This window comes from Actinoplanes sp. NPDC051470, assembly GCF_040682035.1.
Taxonomy (GTDB): Bacteria; Actinomycetota; Actinomycetes; order Mycobacteriales; family Micromonosporaceae; genus Actinoplanes.
In genome coordinates, this window is record NZ_JBFBAA010000006.1 from 236,329 (window position 1) to 257,145 (window position 20,817).

Annotated in this window: 21 protein-coding genes; 10 read left to right on the forward strand and 11 right to left on the reverse strand. The window is 72.1% G+C overall.

Annotated elements, in window-relative coordinates; translation table 11 throughout:
• Position 1 precedes the first annotated feature (1 nt).
• On the forward strand, positions 2 to 1,135 hold the full coding sequence (locus AB0M54_RS14000; protein WP_364471112.1) for a hypothetical protein: 1,134 nt from the start codon (positions 2 to 4) through the stop codon (positions 1,133 to 1,135).
• Positions 1,123 to 1,266 (forward strand): hypothetical protein, encoded by a 144-nt coding sequence (locus tag AB0M54_RS14005; RefSeq protein WP_364317311.1) that lies wholly within the window; start codon positions 1,123 to 1,125, stop codon positions 1,264 to 1,266. Before AB0M54_RS14000 ends, AB0M54_RS14005 begins: the two co-directional genes overlap by 13 nt.
• Before the next feature lie 27 nt (positions 1,267 to 1,293).
• On the opposite strand, the gene AB0M54_RS14010 is transcribed toward AB0M54_RS14005, so the two are convergent.
• Positions 1,294 to 1,878, reverse strand: a complete 585-nt coding sequence (locus AB0M54_RS14010; RefSeq protein WP_364317309.1) for a hypothetical protein — start codon at positions 1,876 to 1,878, stop codon at positions 1,294 to 1,296.
• Between the two features lie 95 nt (positions 1,879 to 1,973).
• On the opposite strand from AB0M54_RS14010, the gene AB0M54_RS14015 reads away from it, so the two are divergent.
• The 3 genes from AB0M54_RS14015 to AB0M54_RS14025 all read left to right on the forward strand — a co-directional run bounded on the left by AB0M54_RS14015 (position 1,974) and on the right by AB0M54_RS14025 (position 5,177).
• Positions 1,974 to 3,470, forward strand: coding sequence for a serine hydrolase domain-containing protein (locus tag AB0M54_RS14015; RefSeq protein ID WP_364471114.1), 1,497 nt, complete (start codon positions 1,974 to 1,976; stop codon positions 3,468 to 3,470).
• A gap of 73 nt (positions 3,471 to 3,543) precedes the next feature.
• Complete coding sequence (locus tag AB0M54_RS14020) at positions 3,544 to 3,921, forward strand: YciI family protein (RefSeq protein WP_364471115.1); 378 nt, start codon at positions 3,544 to 3,546, stop codon at positions 3,919 to 3,921.
• Complete coding sequence (locus tag AB0M54_RS14025) at positions 3,918 to 5,177, forward strand: DUF6596 domain-containing protein (RefSeq protein WP_364471117.1); 1,260 nt, start codon at positions 3,918 to 3,920, stop codon at positions 5,175 to 5,177. Before AB0M54_RS14020 ends, AB0M54_RS14025 begins: the two co-directional genes overlap by 4 nt.
• Here the strand turns inward: AB0M54_RS14025 and AB0M54_RS14030 are convergent.
• The 8 genes from AB0M54_RS14030 to AB0M54_RS14065 form a co-directional block, all read right to left on the reverse strand.
• A complete protein-coding gene (locus AB0M54_RS14030) occupies positions 5,170 to 6,876 on the reverse strand; it encodes a hypothetical protein (protein WP_364471119.1) in 1,707 nt (568 codons plus the stop codon). The genes AB0M54_RS14025 and AB0M54_RS14030 overlap by 8 nt on opposite strands.
• A gap of 30 nt (positions 6,877 to 6,906) precedes the next feature.
• Complete coding sequence (locus AB0M54_RS14035; RefSeq protein ID WP_364317301.1) at positions 6,907 to 7,875, reverse strand: BadF/BadG/BcrA/BcrD ATPase family protein; 969 nt, start codon at positions 7,873 to 7,875, stop codon at positions 6,907 to 6,909.
• Positions 7,872 to 9,128: a 6-phospho-beta-glucosidase gene (locus AB0M54_RS14040; protein WP_364471121.1), complete on the reverse strand. Its 1,257-nt coding sequence runs from the start codon at positions 9,126 to 9,128 to the stop codon at positions 7,872 to 7,874. The genes AB0M54_RS14035 and AB0M54_RS14040 overlap by 4 nt, the downstream gene beginning before the upstream one ends.
• 22 nt (positions 9,129 to 9,150) lie before the next feature.
• Positions 9,151 to 10,035, reverse strand: a complete 885-nt coding sequence (locus AB0M54_RS14045) for a carbohydrate ABC transporter permease (RefSeq protein ID WP_364471124.1) — start codon at positions 10,033 to 10,035, stop codon at positions 9,151 to 9,153.
• Positions 10,032 to 10,952 (reverse strand): sugar ABC transporter permease, encoded by a 921-nt coding sequence (locus AB0M54_RS14050; RefSeq protein WP_364471127.1) that lies wholly within the window; start codon positions 10,950 to 10,952, stop codon positions 10,032 to 10,034. The genes AB0M54_RS14045 and AB0M54_RS14050 overlap by 4 nt, the downstream gene beginning before the upstream one ends.
• A gap of 4 nt (positions 10,953 to 10,956) precedes the next feature.
• Positions 10,957 to 12,264 (reverse strand): ABC transporter substrate-binding protein, encoded by a 1,308-nt coding sequence (locus AB0M54_RS14055; protein ID WP_364471130.1) that lies wholly within the window; start codon positions 12,262 to 12,264, stop codon positions 10,957 to 10,959.
• A gap of 13 nt (positions 12,265 to 12,277) precedes the next feature.
• Complete coding sequence (locus tag AB0M54_RS14060) at positions 12,278 to 13,423, reverse strand: ROK family transcriptional regulator (protein ID WP_364471133.1); 1,146 nt, start codon at positions 13,421 to 13,423, stop codon at positions 12,278 to 12,280.
• 165 nt (positions 13,424 to 13,588) lie between these two features.
• The gene (locus AB0M54_RS14065; protein WP_364471136.1) at positions 13,589 to 15,088 is read right to left on the reverse strand and encodes a hypothetical protein; all 1,500 of its coding nucleotides are present in this window, start codon (positions 15,086 to 15,088) and stop codon (positions 13,589 to 13,591) included.
• A gap of 214 nt (positions 15,089 to 15,302) precedes the next feature.
• Here AB0M54_RS14065 and AB0M54_RS14070 point away from each other — a divergent pair, with 214 nt between their 5' ends.
• Positions 15,303 to 16,172 carry an SAM-dependent methyltransferase gene (locus AB0M54_RS14070; protein WP_364471139.1) on the forward strand — a complete coding sequence of 290 codons (870 nt, stop codon included), beginning with the start codon at positions 15,303 to 15,305 and terminating at the stop codon, positions 16,170 to 16,172.
• Here AB0M54_RS14070 and AB0M54_RS14075 read toward each other — a convergent pair.
• Positions 16,138 to 16,839 (reverse strand): hypothetical protein, encoded by a 702-nt coding sequence (locus AB0M54_RS14075; RefSeq protein ID WP_364471142.1) that lies wholly within the window; start codon positions 16,837 to 16,839, stop codon positions 16,138 to 16,140. The two genes, AB0M54_RS14070 and AB0M54_RS14075, sit on opposite strands and share 35 nt — an antisense overlap.
• Before the next feature lie 26 nt (positions 16,840 to 16,865).
• On the opposite strand from AB0M54_RS14075, the gene AB0M54_RS14080 reads away from it, so the two are divergent.
• Positions 16,866 to 17,720 (forward strand): alpha/beta hydrolase, encoded by an 855-nt coding sequence (locus AB0M54_RS14080; RefSeq protein WP_364471145.1) that lies wholly within the window; start codon positions 16,866 to 16,868, stop codon positions 17,718 to 17,720.
• A gap of 208 nt (positions 17,721 to 17,928) precedes the next feature.
• Here the strand turns inward: AB0M54_RS14080 and AB0M54_RS14085 are convergent, their stop codons facing one another.
• Positions 17,929 to 18,264, reverse strand: coding sequence for a DUF3592 domain-containing protein (locus AB0M54_RS14085; protein ID WP_364317283.1), 336 nt, complete (start codon positions 18,262 to 18,264; stop codon positions 17,929 to 17,931).
• A gap of 213 nt (positions 18,265 to 18,477) precedes the next feature.
• Between AB0M54_RS14085 and AB0M54_RS14090 the strand changes: the two genes are divergently transcribed.
• The 3 genes from AB0M54_RS14090 (at position 18,478) to AB0M54_RS14100 (ending at position 20,704) form a co-directional block, all read left to right on the forward strand.
• Entirely contained in the window at positions 18,478 to 19,434 is a 957-nt protein-coding gene (locus AB0M54_RS14090; RefSeq protein ID WP_364471148.1) for a Gfo/Idh/MocA family oxidoreductase, read from the forward strand.
• 124 nt (positions 19,435 to 19,558) lie between these two features.
• Positions 19,559 to 20,260: a hypothetical protein gene (locus tag AB0M54_RS14095; RefSeq protein WP_364471151.1), complete on the forward strand. Its 702-nt coding sequence runs from the start codon at positions 19,559 to 19,561 to the stop codon at positions 20,258 to 20,260.
• A 9-nt stretch (positions 20,261 to 20,269) separates the two neighbouring features.
• The gene (locus AB0M54_RS14100; protein ID WP_364471154.1) at positions 20,270 to 20,704 is read left to right on the forward strand and encodes a VOC family protein; all 435 of its coding nucleotides are present in this window, start codon (positions 20,270 to 20,272) and stop codon (positions 20,702 to 20,704) included.
• Positions 20,705 to 20,817 lie beyond the last annotated feature (113 nt).

The window sequence follows — 20,817 nt, forward strand, 5'->3', positions numbered from 1 at the left end:
CATGAACACTGACGAGATCTTCGCCCCGCTGCGCGAGCGGCCGGTTCCCCCGCTCGACGTCGACCTCGGCCGGGCCATGGCCACCGGCCGGCGCCGTGTGCGGGTCCGCCGGACCGTGGCCGTCGCGGGCACCGCCGCGTTCACCACGCTCGCGGTGGCCGTCGGCGTCATGGCCGGCACCCGCGAGAAGCCCGCTCCACCGTCGCTCGGCGCGCCCCCGGGGTTGTCGTGCCGGGTGTCCGCGCTTCCGCTCCCGCCGGGCGAGACCCAGGGCGGCGCGCTCGCGGTCGACCCGTCTGGGCGGTACGCCGTGGGCGCGGTGGCCGGCTCGGAGGAGACCGGGGAACAGGGCAAGGCGCTGCTCTGGGACAACGGCAGGCTGCGGGTGCTGGACGTGCCCGGGTTCGCGCCGACCCCGCTCGCGGTCAGCTCGACCGGCGTGGTGGTCGGCGGCGTGACCCGTGATCATCGGCTGCACGCCTGGGCCTACGTCGGCGGGAAGGTGGTGACCCTGGCCGACGATGGCGAGGGCGCGACGGCGAACGGGGTGAACGGCCGCGGCGACATGGTCGGCGTGGTGAACCGGCCCGGTGACATCTCCCACGCGGTGATGTGGCCGGCCGGGCGGCCGGAAGCGGTGCACTCGCTGAGCGCGCCGGGCGTGGCCGGGGCGACGGCAATCTCCGAGGCCGGCGTCGTGGTCGGGTTCGCCGACTCCCGTCCGTACGTGTGGGACAGCGCCTTCAAGGCCGGCCGGCCGTTGCCCGCTCTGAGCGGGGGGTCCGAGGGCGGCGTTCTCGGCCTGGCCGGCGGCTGGGTGGTCGGCACCAGCGGGCCCGGTGACCGCCCGGTCGTCTGGAACCTGGCCCGCGACCGGGTCGAGCCGGTGACCGCGATCAAGCCGGCCGCCGTCACCACGACCGGGACGCTGGTCGGCACCTCGGCCGCGGCCGGGTCCGCGCCGCCGTACCGTGACGCGTCGATCCTGGTCGGTGGCAAGGCGCGCGAGCTGCCCCATCTGACCGAGCGCCGGGACACCGACGAGGCGGCCGGGGTGAGCGCCGACGGCCGGGTCATCGTCGGCCGCCAAGCCACCGGAGAGGGCGCGGAGACCCCGTTGCTGTGGCGTTGCTGACGAGGCCGCAGGTGGCCGCGCTGGTCTGCACGGTGGCGCTGGTCAACGCGGCCAACCGCCTGGCCGTGATCACACACCAGAAGGGCGGCTCGTACCAGCCCGGCATGGTCGCCGCCGCCCTGGCCGGCTAGCTCTCTGTCCGCCGCCGCCCTCGGAGGTCAGAAGGGCGGCGGCGCCGGGGCCATCGGCTGCGGGCCGACGGACCGCAGGTAGTGCTGGAACTCCGCCTTGGCCGCGACGATCTGCCGGAGGAAGTCAGGGTCGGGGTTGCGGAACTCGACCGTCATCCCGTTCTCGGCGACGTACCCGTTGGCGACCCGGCTCGGGGTGGCCAGCGTGATGCCCTGGACCGCGAAGATGAGCAGCAGCACGCTGAACACGAACCCGGCGACGAAGGCACCCGGCCGCTCGTCGCGGGTGCTGACCCAGCCGATCACGCTGAGGGCCGCACACAGCAGCAGGGTCACGAAGACGGCCACGATCACGATCCGCCGGACGGTCAGCGACCGGACGCAGCGGGGGCAGAACGGCCAGGCCGGCGTAGGCACCTTGCGCTGGATCAGCACCGCGATGATCAGCGCCGGCAGCCCGATGAACAGGGTCAGCAGGAGCAGCCAGAACGGCACCCGCGAGCGGAACGTGAGGTCGTGATGTTCGGTGGCGGGCTCGCCGTGCCGGCAGCAGACGCGCGGAACCCCGTGGCCGCTCGCCACGATCGGGGCCGGGACGACAACGACGCGCATGGGGACACATGTTGACGTACGCCGCTGGATCGCGGTGCCCCATGATCACAAATCGGGCGTAGGGTGGGTCTCCGGTCGACCACGGGGGTGCATCGATGTCCGTTACCCGCCGCAATCTCCTTCGCGCCGGCGCCGCCGGGGCCCTGATCACCACGCTGCCCACGACCCGGCCCGCCGTCCCGCGGGCGGTCGGCGAGCTCGACGACAAGATCCGGGCCGCGATGGAGCGGTACGACATCCCCGGCGTCTCCTACGCGCTGCGCTATCGCGGGCGCGACTACCACCGCGGCTTCGGCGTGACGAATCTGTCCGATCCGCGCCCGGTCGACGCCGATACGGTCTTCCGGGTCGCGTCGACGACCAAGACCTTCACCGGTACGGCGATCATGCGCCTGGTCGAGGCCGGAAAGCTCGATCTCGACCGTACGGTGAAGAGCTATCTCCCGGCCTTCCGCACCGCCGACCCGGCGCAGTCCGCCCGGGTGACCCTCCGCCAGCTGCTCAACCACAGCCCCGGCTGGCTGGGCGACTACTTCAAGGACACCGGCCCCGGTGGCGACGCGCTGGCCCGGTTCGTCGCGTCGATGACGGTGACGCCCCAGCTCAACCCGCCGGGCCGGACGTTCGCCTACAACAACGCCGCGATCTCGGTGGCCGGGCGGATCCTCGAGGTCAAGACCGGCCGCACGTACGAGGACGTGGTGCGCGACCTGCTCCTGCGCCCGCTGCGGCTGCGCCACAGCGCCTTCTTCCTCGACGAGATCCCGCGGGCCGAGGTCGCCATGTCGCACGTGCCCGACCCGGCGACCGGCGAGCTGGTCGCGTCGCCCGAGGCGTTCGCCATGCCGCGGTCGGTGCACGCGGCCGGCGGCCTGATCTCCAGCGCCCACGACCAGCTGGCCTGGGCCAAGTTTCACCTGGGCGACGGCGGCCGGCTGCTCAGCCGGCGAGGGCTGCGCGAGATGCAGACCCGGCCCGGCCCCGGCGGCACGCTGCTGGTCGAACTCGACGGCATGGGCGTGACCTGGCAGATCCGGCCGACCGCCGAGGGCCCGAAGGTGATCGAGCACGGCGGCGACTGGGCCGGCCAGCACTCCGGCTTCCTCATGGTTCCGGCCCGCGACATGGCGCTGACCGTGCTGACCAACTCCGAGGGCGGTCCCGGCCTGATCGCCGAGCTGTACGGCGACGACTGGGCACTGTCGCGCTTCGCCGGCCTGCACAACCTGCCGGCCCGGCCCCGGGTGCTGACGCCGGCCCAGCTCGCGCCGTACGCGGGCCCGTACACGATCACCCAGACCGACCTCGACGGCAACTTCCTCAGCACGGTCGTCGATCTGGTGCCCGACGCCGGCCGGCTCAGCATGCGGGTCGAGGGCCAGGTGCTGGCGATCCTCGAGTTCTACCGCCGCGATTACGTACGGATCCTGGAGCCGTCCGGCGCCGACACGTTCTTCCGGGCCGACTTCGACCGCGGCCCCGACGGCCGGGTCACGTGGTTCCGCTACAGCGGCCGCATCCTCAAGGCGGGCGCGACGCCGGCCGCGGCCCGACCGTTCAAGATCAACAAGCTGTCGTGGCTTCTCTCCTGACCAGGTGTCGATCGGGCCCGGGGTCACTCGTCATCACGGTGTAGGCGAACACCGAGGTGAGAGGATCACGACCATGCGTTACACGCTGCTTCTGCACTACGCCGAGATGTCCCCGTCCGAGCTGGGCGAGGAGATGCTGGCCGAGGGCCGGCGCGCGTTCGCCAGCTACGCGTCCACCCTCCACCAGGCCGGCGTGCTGGTCTCCGGCGAGGTGCTCCAGCCGTCGGCCAACTCGACCACGGTCACCACGGTCGATGGTCAGGTCAAGATCCAGGACGGCCCGTACGCCGACACGAAGGAACAGCTCGGCGGCACCTTCGTGATCGACGTGCCCGACCTGGACGCCGCGATCGGCTACGCCAAGCAGGCGCCTCCCGTTGCCTGGGGCACGGTCGAGATCCGCCCCGGCGCGGTCCACGTCGTCGACGGCACGTGGCATCCCAACAAGTGACACCCGACGCGGTGCGGCCGGCGGCCATGGACAAGGCCGCCGCCGCCGCGGCGGACCAGGCGAACCGGGCGGCTGAGCGGGTGGCCCGCGGCGCGTACGGCCGGCTCGTGGCTCTCCTGGCCGCACCCGCCGGCGATCTCGCCCTGGCCGAGGATGCCCTGGCCGCGGCCTTCGAGCGTGCCCTCACGACCTGGCCCGAGGCGGGTGTGCCCGACAACCCCGAAGGGTGGCTGCTCACCGTGGCCCGCAACCGCCTGCGCGACATCTGGAAGTCCGCCGCCCACCGCACCAGCGCCCCGCTGGAGGCGGCCGCGGACACCGGCGCCGACGCGTACGCCCCGTTCGACGCCCTCGACCCCGACGCGATCCCGGACCAGCGGCTCGGCCTGCTCTTCGTCTGCGCCCACCCCGGCATCGACGCCGCGATCCGCACCCCGCTGATGCTCCAGACCGTGCTGGGCTTCGAGGCGGCGCGGATCGCCACGGCGCTGGCCGTCCCGCCGAAGGCCATGGCGCAACGCCTGGTCCGGGCCAAACGCAAGATCAAGGACGCGCGCATCCCGTTCGTGGTGCCCGACCGGCAGGCGATGCCGGAGCGCCTGCCGCCGGTGCTGGAGGCGGTCTACGGCGCCTATGCGATCGACCGGTGTGACGAGGCGCAATACCTGGCGGTCACGCTCGCGGCGCTGCTGGGCGAGGAGCCGGAGGCCTGGGGGCTGGCCGCCCTGGTCACGCTGTCGCTGTCGAGAAAGAACGAACGTTCTTTCTCTCCACCCGGCGGCGAAGGCGCCGCTTTTGTGCCGCTGGACGAGCAGGATCCGGCGAGCTGGAACGCCGAGATGATCGCCGAGGGCGAATCCTACCTGGCCCGCGCCCAGAAGGCCGCCACACCGGGCCGGTTCCAGCTGGAGGCGGCCATCCAGGCGGTGCACTGCGACCGCGCCCGCACCGGCCGCACCGACTGGCCGGCCCTGCGCATCCTCTACACGGCGTTGAACCTGATCGAGCCCAGTCTCGGCAGCCGGGTGGCGCTGGCCGCGGTCACCGGCCGGATCGACGGCCCGGACGCCGGCCTGGCCCTGCTCGACGAGGTCGCCGCCGAGGACTTCCAGCCGTACCACGCGACCCGCGCCGACCTGCTCGCCCGCGCCGGGAGGAAGGCCGAGGCCAGGCCGGCGTACGGCCGGGCCGCCGCGTTGAGCGACGACCCGGCCGTGGCCCGCTACCTGCGGACGAGGGAACGTGCGGTCAGCTGACCCGGAACGTGGTGACGGTCCAGGTCGACCTGTTGTCGACCATGAGTTGCCAGGCCGGCTCCCGCGTCTGGAACTTCGGGAAGTGCCAGCCGTACGGGCCGCGTGTGTCGTTGCTGCCGCGCAGTGCGCTGACGATGGTGCCGGTGGTGGTGATGGTCAGCATCCGCCCGGTCGGCGGGTGCCGGAAGACCATCGTGCCGCCGCCGACCGAACCGGATGACTTCACCCAGTCCGGGTCGAGGTGCCAGTGCTGCCGCCACTTGGACGCGCCGGTGAACTGGTCGGAGACGACCAGCCGGGGCGAGTCCGAGTTGGCGGTGACCCCGCGGCTGTGCCGGAGGCCGTACACCGTGTCGCTGACCGTGAAGACGTGGCTGGTGGCCGCGTACTTCGCGGTCAGGGTGGAGGTACCGCCCTTGACCGTGCCGCCGTTCGGGACCGCGACGTTCTGTCCGTCCGGGCGGGTCTGGTAGCGCGAGTACATGTTGTTCTTGTCGTAGCTGTAGCGGCCCGGGCCGACCAGCACCCGTACCCCCTTGATCGACCAGGTCACGCCGCCCGCCCGGTCCTCGTGCCCGTGCGCGCGACGCGCCGGGCCGAAGCGGATGGTGTAGTGCGGCGAGTTCTTGTCGGTCCAGCTCCACCGGCCGATCGCCCAGCCGGTCTGCGGGTCGACCAGCCCGCGGTTCGACTTCAGGTCGAGCGGACGCCCGTTGATCTCGTCCGAATCGCCGACCTGGGAGATCTTCCCGTCGGGCTCGGTCATGAAGCTGTAGTTACGCCAGGCCATGTCGACCGTGGCGCGGATCTTCCGCGCGTTGGCCGCCTGGCCCGAGGTGTTCTCCAGCGCGACGGCGGCCTGCTCCCACAGGCTCGCGTTGCCGCCCTGGTAGGCCGACGACTGCTCGTAGGAGATCCCCTCCCTGGAGAACGCCTGCGGAGCATCGTTGACGATCCGGGTGATCGCCACGCTTCGCCAGCCCGTGCGGCCACCGAGGATCTCGGCGGCCCGGAGCAACTGCAGGTTGGCCATCAGGCCGTGGTTGTGCACCGGGTAGTTCGGCGGGCCGTAGTAACGCTTTCCGAGCAGCACGGCGGCATTCATGTCCATGCTGATCCGGAGGTTGTCGTTACGGGTGAGGGCGTAGAGACAGTTGAGCGTCTCCAGCCTGCGCAGCGCGGTGCCCTCGTCCCAGCCGTACGCGTTGGTGCCCGGGTCGGGGTTGTAGCGGTGGAAGGCGATCGCCTGCAGCACGAGTGCGTTCAGCGACTTGAGCTGCCCGTCCTGGGCGGCCCGCCGTGCGAGCGGCTTCATCCACATCAGACCCTCGTAGTTCATCCGCCAGGTCGGGTCGCTGACCGGCGGATTGCGCCACGTCGAGTTGTTGATCTTTCCGACGGTGAACGCGGGGGCAGGCGGCATCTGGACCACGATCGGCTGGCCGTCCGGCACCGCGGCCGGTGCGGGGTTCCCGCACCGGGCGTCGGCGGTCGGATCGGCCGCACGGGCGGACCGGGCCGGTGGGGCGTAGACGGCCTGGATGGCTGCCGGGTCGTCGTAGGACAGTGGATCGATGCCGATCACGTGCGGCGTGGCCGGTTCAGCCTGCTTGGCCACCGCAGCGGTCGGCATTGCCACGGCGAGCGCGGAAAATCCCGCGATGGCCGCGACTGCGGTTTTTCTGAACTTTTCCCCCATGCCGTACAGGAAAGCGAAGCACCCGCATGGTCACCAGAGCCGATCGGACAGAAATTGCGATCGCAGGAGCGGTTCGGCGGCCGCCGCGGTGCCGAGCGCGTCGACCGCGAGCAGCGCCGCGCCGACCACCGGCGGGGACTCCAGCACGCTGATCTCCACCCGGGGCGCCTGGGCCCGGGCGCCCGCCACGACCTGGTCGTGCAGTTGCGGGTGCCGGGCCTGGAGCACGCCGCCACCCAGCACCAGGGCGTGCGGGGCGTCGAGCAGCCCGAGCCGCCCGGCCGCCACCCGGTGCTGGGCCAGGATCTCCCCGGCCTGGCGGCGGACGAGGCCACCGGCCACCTCGTCGCCGGTGGCGGCCACCTCGAACAGCAGCGGGGACAGCTCGTGGATCGCGGTCATCGGCAGCTCGCCCAGGTGCAGAGCGATGCTCACCGCCTCGACGGTGGGCCGGTCGAAGTGGGCCGCCACGGCCGCGGACAGGTCCGTCGGGTCGCCCCGGCCGTCCTCGCCGCGGACGGCCAGCCGCAGCGTGTGTTCGGCCAGGTCGTGGCCGCCGCCCCAGTCGCCGGAGATCGGGCCGAGGGCCGGGAACCGGGCGGTCCGGCCGTCCGCCGCCCGGCCCACACAGTTGGTGCCGGCGCCGCAGACCACGGCCACCGCGTCGGGCAACGATGTCCCCGCCCGCATCAGCGCGAAGCAGTCGTTGTCCACGATCGACCGGGTGGCCCAGTTCCGGGCGGCGACCGCCTCCTCGAGGAGAAGAACCTCGGCGGGCAGGTCGGCGCCGGCCAGGTAGGCGGCGATCACGTCGACCGGGGTTCCGCCGGTCAGCGAGACGATCAGGTCACCGAGGGTGTCCATGGCCCGGGGCAGGCCCACCACATGCGGGGAGATGCTCGGCCCGCGGACCCGGCCGAGGATCTGGCCGTCCGCCGTACCCAGCACGACGTCGGTCTTGGAATTGCCCCCGTCGGCCGCGAGGAAGGTCTCACTCATCGAGCCCAGGCCAGGTGCCGGCGCCCGGCCGCGATGAGCTTGTCGGTGAGCGCGTCGGCGATCTCGTGCTGGGCGACCAGCGGGTGCGCCAGCAGCGACCGATAGACCCGGTGCCGGCCGCCGCGCAGGGCCGCCTGGAGCGCGAGGTCCTCGTACCCGGAGACGTGGCTGATGAGCCCGGCCATCCCGGGCGGGACCGCGCCGGTCGGCAGCGGTGTGAAGCCGTCCGGCCCGACCCGCGCCGACACCTCGATGACCGCCCGGTCGGGCAGGAACGGGAAGAACCCGTCGTTGCGTACGTTCACCGAGTGCACCCCGTCGGGGTCGTGCCCGTGCAGGGCGGCGAGCAGGCCGACCGCCGCCTCCGAGTAGTACGCGCCGCCGCGCTCGCCGAGCAGCGCCGGCTTCTCCACCAGCGCCGGGTCCCGGTACATCGCCAGCAGCGTCGCCTCGATCTCGGCCACCCGCTCGCCCCGGGTCGGCGCGTCCCGCGACGCCCGCACCACCCGGTCGTGGTGGTAGTAGTAGCTCAGGTAGTACGACGGCACGTTGTTCAGCGTCCGCAGCACCTCCTCGTCGATCTCCACCTCGGCCGCCAGCTCGGGCAGGCGCTGGGCGAGCAGCTGCGGCAGCCGGTCGACGCCGTCCACGTGGGCGGCCCGTTCCCAGGTCAGATGGTTGAGGCCGACGTGATCGAGCAGAACCTTCTCCGGGGGTACGCCGAGGAGCCCGGCGAAGCGCCGCTGGAACCCGATGGCCACGTTGCACAGGCCGACCGCCCGGTGGCCGGCGTCGAGCAGGGCCCGGGTGACGATGCCGACCGGGTTGGTGAAGTCGACGATCCAGGCCCCCGGCCGGGCCCGCCGCCGGATGCGCTCGGCCACGTCGAGCACCACGGGCACCGTACGCAACGCCTTGGCCAGCCCGCCCGCGCCGGTGGTCTCCTGGCCGACACACCCGCAGGACAGCGGGAACGTCTCGTCGCTGATCCGGGCCGCCTGCCCGCCGACCCGCAGCTGGATCACCGCGGCGTCGGCGTCGGTCACGCCCGCGTCCAGGTCGCTGGTCCAGACCACCCGGCCGGGGTGCCCGTGCTCCCGGAAGATCCGCCGCGCGAACTCTCCGACCACCTCCAGGCGGTCGGCGGCCGGGTCGATCAGCACCAGCTCGGACACCATCGACCCGAGCCGGGCGAAGCCGTCGACCAGCTCCGGCGTGTACGTCGACCCGCCACCCACGACGGCGATCCTCACTGAGTTGGTCCCTTCACTGCGGTCAGCCCTTCACTCCGGTCAAGGTCACTCCCTGGACGAACGCCCGCTGCGCGAAGAAGAACACGATGATGATGGGCGCCATGGTCAACACTGTGGCCGCGGTCACCAGGTTCCAGTCCACGTGGTGCACGCTGTGGAACGACGCCAGCCCCAGCGACAGCGTCCAGGCGTTCTCGTTCTCGCTGGTGTAGAGCAGCGGGCCGTAGTAGTCGTTCCAGGCGTAGAAGAACTGGAACAGGCCGGCCGCCGCGATCCCCGGCCGGGCCATCGGCAGCACCACGCGCAGCAGCACCCGCCACTCGCCACAACCGTCCACCCGGGCCGCGTCCAGGTACTCCGCCGGGATGGTGAGCAGGAACTGGCGCAGCAGGAAGATGCTGAACGCGTCGCCGAACAGCATCGGGACGATCAGCGGCCAGAGCGTGCCGGTCAGGCCGTACCGCGCCCACATCAGGTAGAGCGGGACGGTCACCACCTGCGGCGGCAGCATCATCACGCAGATGACCGTCAGGAACAGCGCGTTGCGGCCGCGGAACCTCAGCTTGGCCAGCGCGTACGCCGCCGGGATGCTCGAGATCAGCATGAAGGCGGTGGCCGCGACCGCGTAGATGACCGTGTTCAGCAGATAGTGCGGCAGCGGGGTCACCTGGAACACCCGCAGGTAGTTCTCCGGGTGCCACGTGTTCGGCCAGTAGTCGCTGGTCAGCGCCTGGCTGCTGGTCATCAGCGAGAGCAGGATCAGGTAGACCACCGGCGCCAGGAACATGATCGACAGGGCGATCGCGATGCTGTGCCGGGCGACCCACGCCAGCCGGTTCTGCCTGCGTACCCGTCGATGCTCCTTGGTTGTCGGCAGCGCCGGCGGCCGTTCCGCGACGACGGTCACGCCATCTCCTCTCCCGCGAAGGCTTTCGATCGGCGCAGCAGGAAGACCGTTACGCCGAGCGCCACCACAAACAGGGCGATGGCCATCGCGTTCGCGTAGCCCAGGGCGCCGTACTGGAAGCCCACCGTGTAGAGCCACAGCGGATAGGTGAACGTGGAGCCCTCCGGATAGCCGAGCGTCGACGAGAGGCCGCCGCCGGTGGTGGCGCTGCCGCTGGCGATCGCGCCGGCCACCGCCGCCTGGTCGAAGTACTGCAGCGTGTAGATGACGCCGGTGACCGCCGCGAACAGGACCACCGGCCGGATCGTCGGCAGCGTGACGTAGCGGAACCGGTGCCACGCGTTGGCCCCGTCCAGCGCCGCCGCCTCGTACAGGCTCTCCGGCACGCCGAGCACCGCGGCCAGGAAGATGACCATGATGTCGCCGATGCCCCACAGGCCCAGCAGCACCAGCGACGGCTTGGCCCAGGCGGGGGAGTTGAACCACAGCGGGCCGTCGATCCCGATGTGTTCCAGGAACGTGTTCACCGGCCCGGTGCCGGGCTTGAGCAGGTAGACGAACGCGATGGTGGCGGCCACCGGCGGGGCCAGGGCGGGCAGGTAGAACACCGTACGGAAGAAGCCCGCACCCCGCTTGAGCCGCGCCAGCAACATGGACAGCCCGATCGCGCTGATGATCCGCAGCGGCACGAAGATCAACACCATCCAGAGCGTGTTGCCTACGGACTGGAGCAGGAACGGGTCGTCGGCCATCTTCTGGTAGTTGTCCAGCCCGACCCACTCGGGCACCGACAGCAGGTCGAACTTCGTGAACGAGAAGTAGACCGCGGACACCAGCGGGTAGAGGAAGAACACGGCGATGCCGATCAGCATCGGGGCCAGGAACGACAGCGTGGTCAGGTTCCTCCGGAGCCGCATCGGTCTAGCCGCCGAGCTGCATGACGCCGTTGACCTTCTGGTCGGCGCCGGCCAGGCCGGCGTCCAGGTCGGCCACCTTGCCCGACTGCCACTCGGTCATGAACTGCGCGAAGGTCTCCTGGTACGCCGGACCGGACGAGGACGGCGGCGTGGTCGACGAGTTCGGGTTGGCGAAGATGTCCAGGAACACCTTGAAGTTCGGGTCGGCGGTCAGCTTCGGGTCGGTCAGCGTGGCCGTGGTCGTCGGCACGTTCTTGATCAGCTCGGCAAGCTTGGCGATGGCCGCGTCGTCGGTGGTCAGGTACTTGATCAGCTCCCAGGCGGCCTCGGGGTTCTTGGCGTTCTTGGAGATGCCGAGGATGTTGCCGGTGACGTAGCCGCCGCCGTACCGGGCCGGGTCGCTGACCGGCAGGGGAGCGACCCCGAAGTTCAGGTTCTTGGCCTGGTCGGCGAGGAACGCGAGGCGGAACTCGGCGTCGATGTTGATCGCCACCTGGCCCTTCTGGAACGCGTTGTCGGCGCTGAACTCGTCACCCAGGCTGGCCTTGAACTTGACCAGGTTGGCGTACCCGTAGAAGTCGACCAGCTGCTTCTGCCAGGTCAGCAGCGTCTTCCAGGTCGGGTCGGCGCCGATCGCCGACTTGCCGTCCGCGGTCAGCCATTTGGCGCCGACCATCGGCGCCAGGTGCGCGGCCGAGTTCTCGTAGAAGTCGGACAGCGGCAGGAAACCGACCGTCTTGAGCGAGCCGTCGGCGTTCCGGACGGTCAGCTTCTTGGCGTCCTCGGTCAGCTCGTCCAGGGTCTTCGGCGGCCCGGCGATGCCGGCCTTGGCGAACAGGTCCTTGTTGTAGAAGATGCCGTACGCGTCGGCCAGGAACGGCATCGCGCAGCGCTTGCCGGCGTACTCGGTGTACTGCCGGGTGGTCGCGTTGAGCTTGGTCAGGTCGATCTTGTCCCGCCGGAGGTACTGGTTCAGGTCGACCCAGGCGCCGGACGAGCAGAACTTCCCGACGATGTCGGTGGAGTACGAGAGGCCGACGTCCGGGCCGCTGCCGGCGCCGATCGCCTGGGTGACCTTGCCGTCGTCCTGCCCCGACTTGACGTTCACGGTGATCTTCGGGTGCGACGCGGTGAAGTCCTTGATCACGGTGTCGATCGCGGCGGCCTCCCGGTCGGTGAAGAAGTGCCACAGCTCGACCGAGCCGCTCACCTCCGTACCCGGATCGGCGATCTTGTTCTCCTTGGGGGCCGGGGTGCAGGCGGCCGCGAGCATCACTGCGGCGGCGCCCAGGGCCAGGGCTGCTCTACGCATGTCGGGGGTCCAATCAGCTGTCGCGGATGTCGGAGATGAGGGCTTCGCGTACGGTGCCGAGCCCGGCGTCCAGCGCGCCGAGCAGCACCGCGTCGTCGTCGATGGAGGTGACCTCGATGGCGCTCTCGAGCGGGGCGGCCCGCAGCATCGCCTGGTCGACCGCGTCGCGGAGTGGGCGTCCGCCCGCCTGGGCCACCTGTCCCGCCAGCACGACCAGGGAGGGGTCGAGCACGGCGATCACCGCGGCCAGCCCGACCGCGACCCGGTCGGCCAGCTCGGTGAAGAAGGCGCCGCCGGCGTTCGAGACCACTTCACCGGGAGTACGCCCGGAGATGCCGTGCTCGTGGCCCAGCGCGAGGACCGCCGGGCCGCCGACCAGATCCTGCAGGTCCCGCCGGCCGTCGGCGGCGACCAGCGGCATGTAGCCGATCTCGCCGGCCCCGCCCCGGGCGCCGCGCAGCAGGGTGCCGCCGATGTCGATGGCGAGGCCGAGCCCCTCGTCGCCGAGCCACAGCAGCGCGAAACCGTCGGAGTTCCTGGCCACGCCGTGCCGTCGCTCGGCGATGGCGGCCAGGTTGACGTCGTTGTCCACCCCGATCGGCACGCCGAGCTCCTTGATCAGCTCAGGGAGGAGCCCCGGCTTCTGGAAGCCCGGCACCTCGGTGTGGCCGATGGTCTCGGTGCGGCGGTCGTACGAGCCGGAGATGCCGAGCTGGACGTACCTCAGTCGTTCCTGGTCTCCCTGGAGCCGTTTCAGCACCCCGGCCAGAGCGGTTCCCGGATCGGTGTTCCGGAAGTCCACGTCGCACTCGAAGCGGGCCCGGGTCTCGCCGGCGAGATCGCAGAGGGCCGCCGACACGGACGGGCCATCGCCCGAGCCGACGTCCCGGATCGACACCGCCGCGGCGTAGGCGGCGTCCGGGTTGGCCGCGTAGATCTCGGCGTTGGGTCCCGGCCGGCGCCGGGGCTGATGGGCGACCACCCCGACGAGCCCCGCGTCGGTGAGCCGGCGGAGCACCTCGGAGATGGTCGGCGTGCTCAGGGCGGTGAGCCGGCGAAGATCGGCGCGGGTCAGCCTGCCCGGGTCGATGAGGTGCGCCAGCGCGGCGCTCTCGTTCATCGCCCGCAGCAGCTTCGACGAGCCGGCCGGCCGAGCCACCCACCGCTCCCTAATTATTTGACAAACTGACTAACAATTAGCGAGCAACGTAGGCCCGCCCCTCGTCGCCTGTCAAGGACGCTCGTCAGGAAGCGCGGGCCTGCTGCGCCGGCTCTGCGCCTTGGCCGGCTCCAGGCCGGCCGCCGTCCGGAGCTCCGCGTACGGCTACAGGAGGTCGGCCAGGAGCTTCGACGGGTTGAGGGCGTCGAAGGTGTGGCCGGCGGTCGTGCCGAAGGTGATGGTCGCCTGGGCCGGGTCGGTGACCAGCGCCGCGCCCCGGACCCGGACGTGGCGGCGGGCCAGGGCGGCCACGCTGAGCTTGGTGTTGCGGCGGGCGGCGACCGCGGACACCAGCGTGGCGATGTCGTGGCCCTCGCGCTCGACGTGGGCCCGCGGGGCGCCGTTGAGGTGGACGTCGACGTAGAGGATCTCGTGCGTGTCCAGGTCGAGCAGCATCGGCACCACGTAGCGCTTGCGGCCGGTGAGCGCGAACGCGTTGACCACCGTGGCCGGGTCGAACGCGGCGTGCTTGCTGGTGGCGTCGTCGCGCAGCATCCAGCCGGTGTACGCCTCGGCCAGCGCGTCGAACTCCGGCCCGGCGTACCGCAGGCCACGACCGAGCAGGCCGGGCGATTCGGCCGCGGCCAGCCGGACGGCGGCCGGGTAGTCGGTGGCGAGCAGCCGCTCGAAGCGGGACGGGAACGACGACCGGTCGTGCCGGGTCTCGCGCAGCCGGGCGAAGGTCTCACGCACCCGGGGCGCGCGGAACTCGCCGACGTGCAGCCCGCGGTCGATCGCCAGCCACAGCCCGCGCCGCCGGAAGACGTCGCCGAGCCGCTCGCTCGCCTCGAGCGTGTTCACCACGACGCGGCGGTCGGACCGGGACAGCCGCGGGTAGCGGATCGGCTCGAACAGGCTGGCGTCGCCACCGGTCAGCGCGGCGAACAGGCGCAGCAGGTCGTCGGGGGTGGCGCCGGTCGACGGCAGCCGCCCGCGCTCGAACGCCCAGATCAGCTCGAACAGCAGCGTGCGGTTCTCACGGAAGCGGACCTCGGCCGGGTCCAGGCCGTCCACCCCGAGGCGCTTGACGAGTACGCCGAGATCGGCGCGCACGTCCTCACGCAGCGACGCCGCGCTGCCGAAGCAGTCCCGCATCCACTCGCGCAGCCCCGCCTCCAGCTCGGACGGGCTCACCAGCCGAACGGTGAGCCACTCGACGCGGCGGTCGCGGGGGAGCGCCGCCTGCGCCCGGCGCGCCGCGTCGGCCCGCTCCTGGTCCTGCGGGATCGACGACGCCGGCCACCAGCCGAGGTCGCTGAAGTCGAGGGCCCGGCGCCAGCGCTCGTCGGTGTGCTCCTCGCCGGCCATCCGCGCCCGGGCGACGACGAACCGGAAGGAGGCGTCGTCGAACTCGGGCAGCCGGTCGGGGAAGCCGGCGAACAGCGGCGCGTACCGGCCCTTCTCGCCCCGCTTCTCGCGGACATGCGCGATCAGGGCGTGGTGCGGCCCGGCGAGCCCGTCGGTGACCGCGCCGGGGTTGGCGAACCGCACCCCGGCGTGCGCGAACTCGGCGAGCAGCGGCGCGGCCACCGCCGGGGTGGCCGGCCCGGCCGGCGTCACGACCAGTCCCAGCCGGTCGAATGCGATGCGCTCCAGCGCGTCCACGTGTCTGCACCCCCGACGAACCGAGAAACCCCCGACGAAACGAGAACGGCGCCGCGACGCGGCGCCGATCGTGAGGAGAGTGCCCGGGCGGTTCACCCAAAGAAGTTTGTCGAAGTATGCCCGGGCTAGGCCTCTGCGAAGGAGCGTACGGGCAACGATCACGCCGGGACACCCGAATATCGAACGAACCGGCCCCGGCAACGTCGTCCGCACCATGACCAACGCACCCACCCTGCCCGACGGCGTCGGCTGGACCGCCGTGCTCGTGGCCGCGCAGCGGGCCGCCGAGTCGCTGTCCGGCGCCCCGGCCTTCCGCGACCCGCTGGCCGAGGCGATCGTCGTCCACCTGGGCCTGGCCGGGCCCGGTGAGCAGCCGCGCTTCGACGCCATGCCCGGCGACATGGCCGGCCTGACCACGATGATGGGCGACCTGGTGGTCCTGCGGACGCTGCACAACGACCGGGTGATCACCGAGTCCGGGGTGGAGCAGGTGGTGCTGCTGGGCGCCGGGCTGGACGGCCGGGCCTACCGGCTGCCGGGGGCCGGGCGGATCTTCGAGCTCGACCTGGCGCCGGGCCTGGCGCTCAAGGAGGAGGCGGCCCGGGCGGCCGGTCTGCAAACCCTGATGCGGCGTACGGCGGTGCCGGCCGACCTGGCCGGGGACTGGGCGTCCGCGCTGCTCGCCGCCGGTTTCGACCCGTCCCGGCCGACCGCGTGGATCGGCGAGGGGCTGACCATCTACCTCGACCGCTCCGAGCTGGACGGCCTGCTGACCCGGGTCCGCGACCTGTCCGCGCCGGGCAGCCGCCTCTGCCTGGAGATCGCCTCCCGTTTCGACGCCGGCCTGGCCGACGAGGAGGTGGCCGACAACGGCACCCGCCGCCTGGAGACCCTGCTGCGGGAGGGCCCGCCGATCCCGCCGCACGACTGGCTGATCGACCACGGTTGGTCCGCTCGCCACCACACCCTGGTCGAGCTGGGCGAGCGCCACGGTCGCGAGGTGACCCGCTGGTTCGACGCGGACCGCGGCGGCGCGACCCTGTGGATGTTCACCTCGTCGCCGCTGCCGCGGCCAGGATCCTGACCGCCCGGACCAGTCCGGCGCGGGGCGTCTCGCGCCAGTCCGGGTCGAGCGGCGGCAGGCTGGTCGACAGCGGGTAACGATCGCGCAGGTCGGGGATGAGCCGCGCGGTGGCCTGGGCCCGCTCCAGCCACCCCTCGGCGTCGTCCGTGCCCATCCGCCGGTAGGCCGCCGCCGTGGCCGCGGTGGCCCGGACGGTCGCGTACAGCATCGTGACGATCGCGGGCTCCGGCCGGTCACCCAGGATGCCGAGCAGCCGCTCCAGCCAGTCCTGCTCGTTCGGCCCCTGCCCGCTCTGCGCCCACGAGAGGTCGGTCAGCCACGGGTGCGCCAGGTGGACGTCGAACAGCGCCGTGGCCCAGGCGAGCAGGTCGTCGCCGAGCCCGGTGCCCGGGTCGTCCCAGGCCGGCATGGCCACCGCGTGGTCCTGCATGAGGGCGATCAGGTTCTCCTTGGCGCCCACGTACGGGTAGAGGGCCATCGCGGTCTTGTCGAACCGGGCGGCGACGGCCCGGGTGGACACCGCCGCGAGCCCGGACGCGTCGGCGATCTCGATCCCCGCGGCCAGGATCTCGTCGAGGCCGAGTTGCTGCCGCGGGCCGCGTCGCGGGGTGGGCAGCGTGGTGCCGCGGCCCCGCCAGAGCCGGCGGACATGCTCTTCTGCGCTCATAGTCCTTACAGTGTATAGTGTTAGTCATGACGACGACGGCGAAGCTACACGACGGTTCCGATCTCGAAGTCATGGTCCTCGGCGAGGGCCCCGCGGTGCTGCTGCCGGTCAGCCTGGCCGTGGTCGACGAGGCCACGGCCGAGCAGATGCGGGCCTGGGGCGCCCAGCCCGACCTCGGGCCGGCCCTGGCGCACGGTCTGGCCGACGCCGGCCACCGGGTGATCGTGGCCGACTACGAGGGCCACCGCGCCGCCCACCCGGCGGGCCCGACGCTGACCGCCGACGCGGTGGCCACCGACCTGCTGGCGATCGCCGACGCGGCCGGGGCGCACGAGTTCGCCTACTACGGCTACTCGTGGCTGGCCCTGTCCGGCCTCCAGCTGGCGATCCGCACCGACCGGCTGACCGGCCTGGCCATGGGCGGTTTCCCGCCGCTCGGCGGCCCGTACGGCCCGATGCTCGCGGTCACCCGGGCCGCACACCGGATGGCGACCGAGAACGCCGGCCGGGTGCGGCCCGACCAGTCCGAGATCGAGCCCGGCGACTGGGACGCGGCCGTGGTCACCCAGACCCCGGAGCAGACCCGGCAGTACGTGACCCTCTACGAGTCCTTGCGGGACTTCGACGAGCGCGCCGCCCTCGACGGCCTGAAGATTCCGCGGCTGGCCTTCGCCGGCCAGGACGACGCGATCGACTACGGCCCGCAGTGGGGCAACGTCCGGGTCGAGCTCGGCCCGCCCCTGGCCCACCATCGCGCCGAGCTGGAGCAACAGGGCTGGACCGTGGAGGTGGTGCCGGGCGACCACATGACCGCCATGCGGACCACTACGGCCCTGCCGATCCTGACCACGTGGTTGACGACCCTTGGTTCGGGTCGGTAGTCATCAGCCGGACCATGTGGACCGCCCAGAGCAGCGGCAGGACGGACAGCGGGAAGAGCACCCACGGATAGATCCGGGTGGACGGGCGGGCGTCGCGGGCCAGCTCCGGGTGGCTCGCGTCGTAGGTCACCCGGAGCGTCTCGCCCACCCCGGGGCGCGGGTCCTGCGGCGACCATCGAAGCTCGGTGCTGACCGTGCGCCCGTACGCTCATCGGCCCTCCCCGTGGCCGCTCCGGGCGTCGCGGACCAGTTCCGGGTCGCGCGGGTCGTAGATGACCCGGAACGTGTCGCCCACGGCCGGCTTCGGGTCGGCGGGCGGCTGCCAGAGTTTGGTGCGGAAGGGCTCACCCTCGGCGGTGGTGAACTGGACGATGTAGAGGTCGGGGCGTTTGCCGTTGTCGCGGATCTCGACCAGCGTCGCGTCGGCGCCGCGGCCACGCCGGTCGAGCGCGGAGTCGGACCGCCACTCGCTGACCACCAGCCAGGCCATGCCGGCCCCCAGCACGACGAAGATGGCGATGCCCATGCCGAGCCGGCGATTCATGGTCCCTCCCCGTTGGTGGCGCGGCTCCAGGGTAGGAACCGGCCACCAACGGGAGTCTGATCAAGGGATGCGTACGGTCACGTTGTCGAAGGCGGCGTGCCCGATCGACGACGTTGGACTCCACGGGTTCGTATATGCGAACGCCATTTACATCTCGGGTTCGCAGGGTGAATATCCACGTATGGAGTTACGCGTGTCAATAGGCGTTCATCGATGAGTGAAGGTGTGCGGATCGCCCTCGTCGGCTGTGGGGCGATCGGTGAGCTGGTGGCCCGCCGGGTGTACGCGTCGCCCCCGCCGGGCGCCCGGGTGGTGGCCGTCGTGGACCGTGTCGCCCACCGTGCCGCCGAGGTCGGGGCGCTCCTCGGGGTGCCCGCCTTCACCGACCTCGCCGAGGTCCCGGCGGTCGACGCGGTGGACATCCGGCTGCCGCACGACGCCCACGCCGCGGCCGTTCTCCACGCGCTCGACGCGGGCCTGCACGTGCTCGTGGAGAAGCCGCTGGCCACCACCGAGGCCGACGGCCGCGCCCTGGTCGAGGCGGCCGGCGCGTCGGACCGGGTGGTCGCCGTGGCCGAGAACTACCCGCACCTGGCGACCGTCCAGGCCGCCGCCCGGGCGATCGAGGCCGGGCGGATCGGCGAGCTGGTCGCGGTGCGGACCACGCGGGCCTACCGGCTGGACGGCGTGTGGCTGCGGGACGGCTGGCGCCAGGACGGCGGGCCGGCCGCGGGCATCCTGCTCGACCAGGGCACCCACCACACCAGCCTGCTGCGGCACCTCGCCGGGCCGATCGCGGCGGTGACCGCGTCCGGCGGAGCGGACACCGTGGGGCTCACCCTGCGGTTCGCCTCCGGCGTCATCGGCCAGTCGCTCTACACCTGGGTCACCCCGGCGTTCGGGCCGGAGATCGAGGCCACCGCGTACGGGACCGGCGGGCGCATCGACATCCGGGTCGACTACGAGGGAGCGGGCGGATCGGCCGTGCTCAGGTCTGGCGAGGTCCTCGTCGAGGGCGAGGACTACTACGACAGCCACCGCGCGATCGTCGCCGACTGGGTCGGAGCGATCCGCGAAGGGCGCACGCCGCTGGTCGACGCCGCTTCCGCCTTCGCCGATCTGCGTGTCGTGCTCGCCGCGGCCGAGGAGGTTGACCGGTGGACGCTCTGATCTGGGGCGGTGCCGGCACCGCGGTGGCCGGCCGCTCCGTGACGAAGGCGCTCCTCAGGCCCAGAGGTGGGCCAGTACGGCCGCGCCCGGCGGTGCTGGTGCACGCCCGGTAGCCTTGGGCCCCATGCATCCAGGCCTGCAGATGCCGGCGCCGCCGCCGCTGACCATGCGGCTCTCGACCGGCCTGCTGTTCGGCACGGCCGGGCTCCTGTTGCTGAACGCCCTCGTCGAGCTGGTCTTCACCAACACCGACCTGAGCGTCTACAAGGACGCGTACACCGGCGACACCGGTTCGGCCTTCGGCAGCCTCGCGTGGGCCACCTTCGTCCTGCTGATCGGGGCCGGCGTCTGCATCCTGGCCATCCTCAACAGCCACGGCAACGAGAAGTCCCGGGTCACCACCCTGGTGCTGGGCGGCCTCTTCATGGTCTGCGGCGGCGTCGGCAGCCTGGCCGGCGGCTTCCACAACCCCACCGGTTCCGCCGGCAGCGGCGCCGCCGCCCGGGTCCTGCCCGCCACCTACGGCCTGACCGTCACCATCCTCGACGGCCTGGTCCTGCTCTCCACCCTGATCGCCCTGGTCCTGCTGGTCCTGCCCCCGTCGACCCGCTTCTTCCACAGCCGCAAGAAGGTCGAGTTCACGGTCACCTGGGTCCCCGCCGCCCCCGCCCCGCCGCCGCCCCCACCGTTCGGCGGTCCCGCCTTCGGCCCCCCGGTGGTCGACCAGACCCCTCATTCGGCGAACATCCCGATGGCCGACCCGTGGAGCGAGTCCGAGAAGCCGACCGACTACCACCCTCGTCACCACGGCGAGTCGCCCGTTTAAGCTGGCCGGATGGCGTCGGTCAAGCAGTTCCAGGTCACCTTCGACTGTGCCGAGCCCGAGCGCGTCGCCCGGTTCTGGTGCGAAGTGCTCGGGTACGAGGTGCCGCCGCCCCCGCCGGGCTTCACGAGCTGGGCCGAGTGGGACCGCGCATTGCCACCCGAGCGCCAGGGTTCGGCCTTCGCCTGCGTCGACCCCACGGGCGTGGGCCCGCGCCTGTACTTCCAGCGCGTCCCCGAGGGCAAGGTCGCCAAGAACCGCGTCCATCTCGACGTGCGGGCCGGCACCGGCCTGGTCGGCGAGGAACGCCTGGCCACCCTCCAGGCGGAGTGCGCCCGCCTGATCGCCCTGGGTGCGACCCACGTGCAGACCCTGCTCGCCGACGAGGAGAACGAGTCCTGCATCGTGATGCAGGACCTCGAGGGCAACGAGTTCTGCCTCGACTGAGCCGACGCCTGGCCACCCGCGGCTTCAGACCCGCGATGCCCGGCCATTGCCGCGCTCCTGGATGGACACACCCGGCGGTGCCGAGAGCCAGAGGCTTGGATCGTCGATCGCGA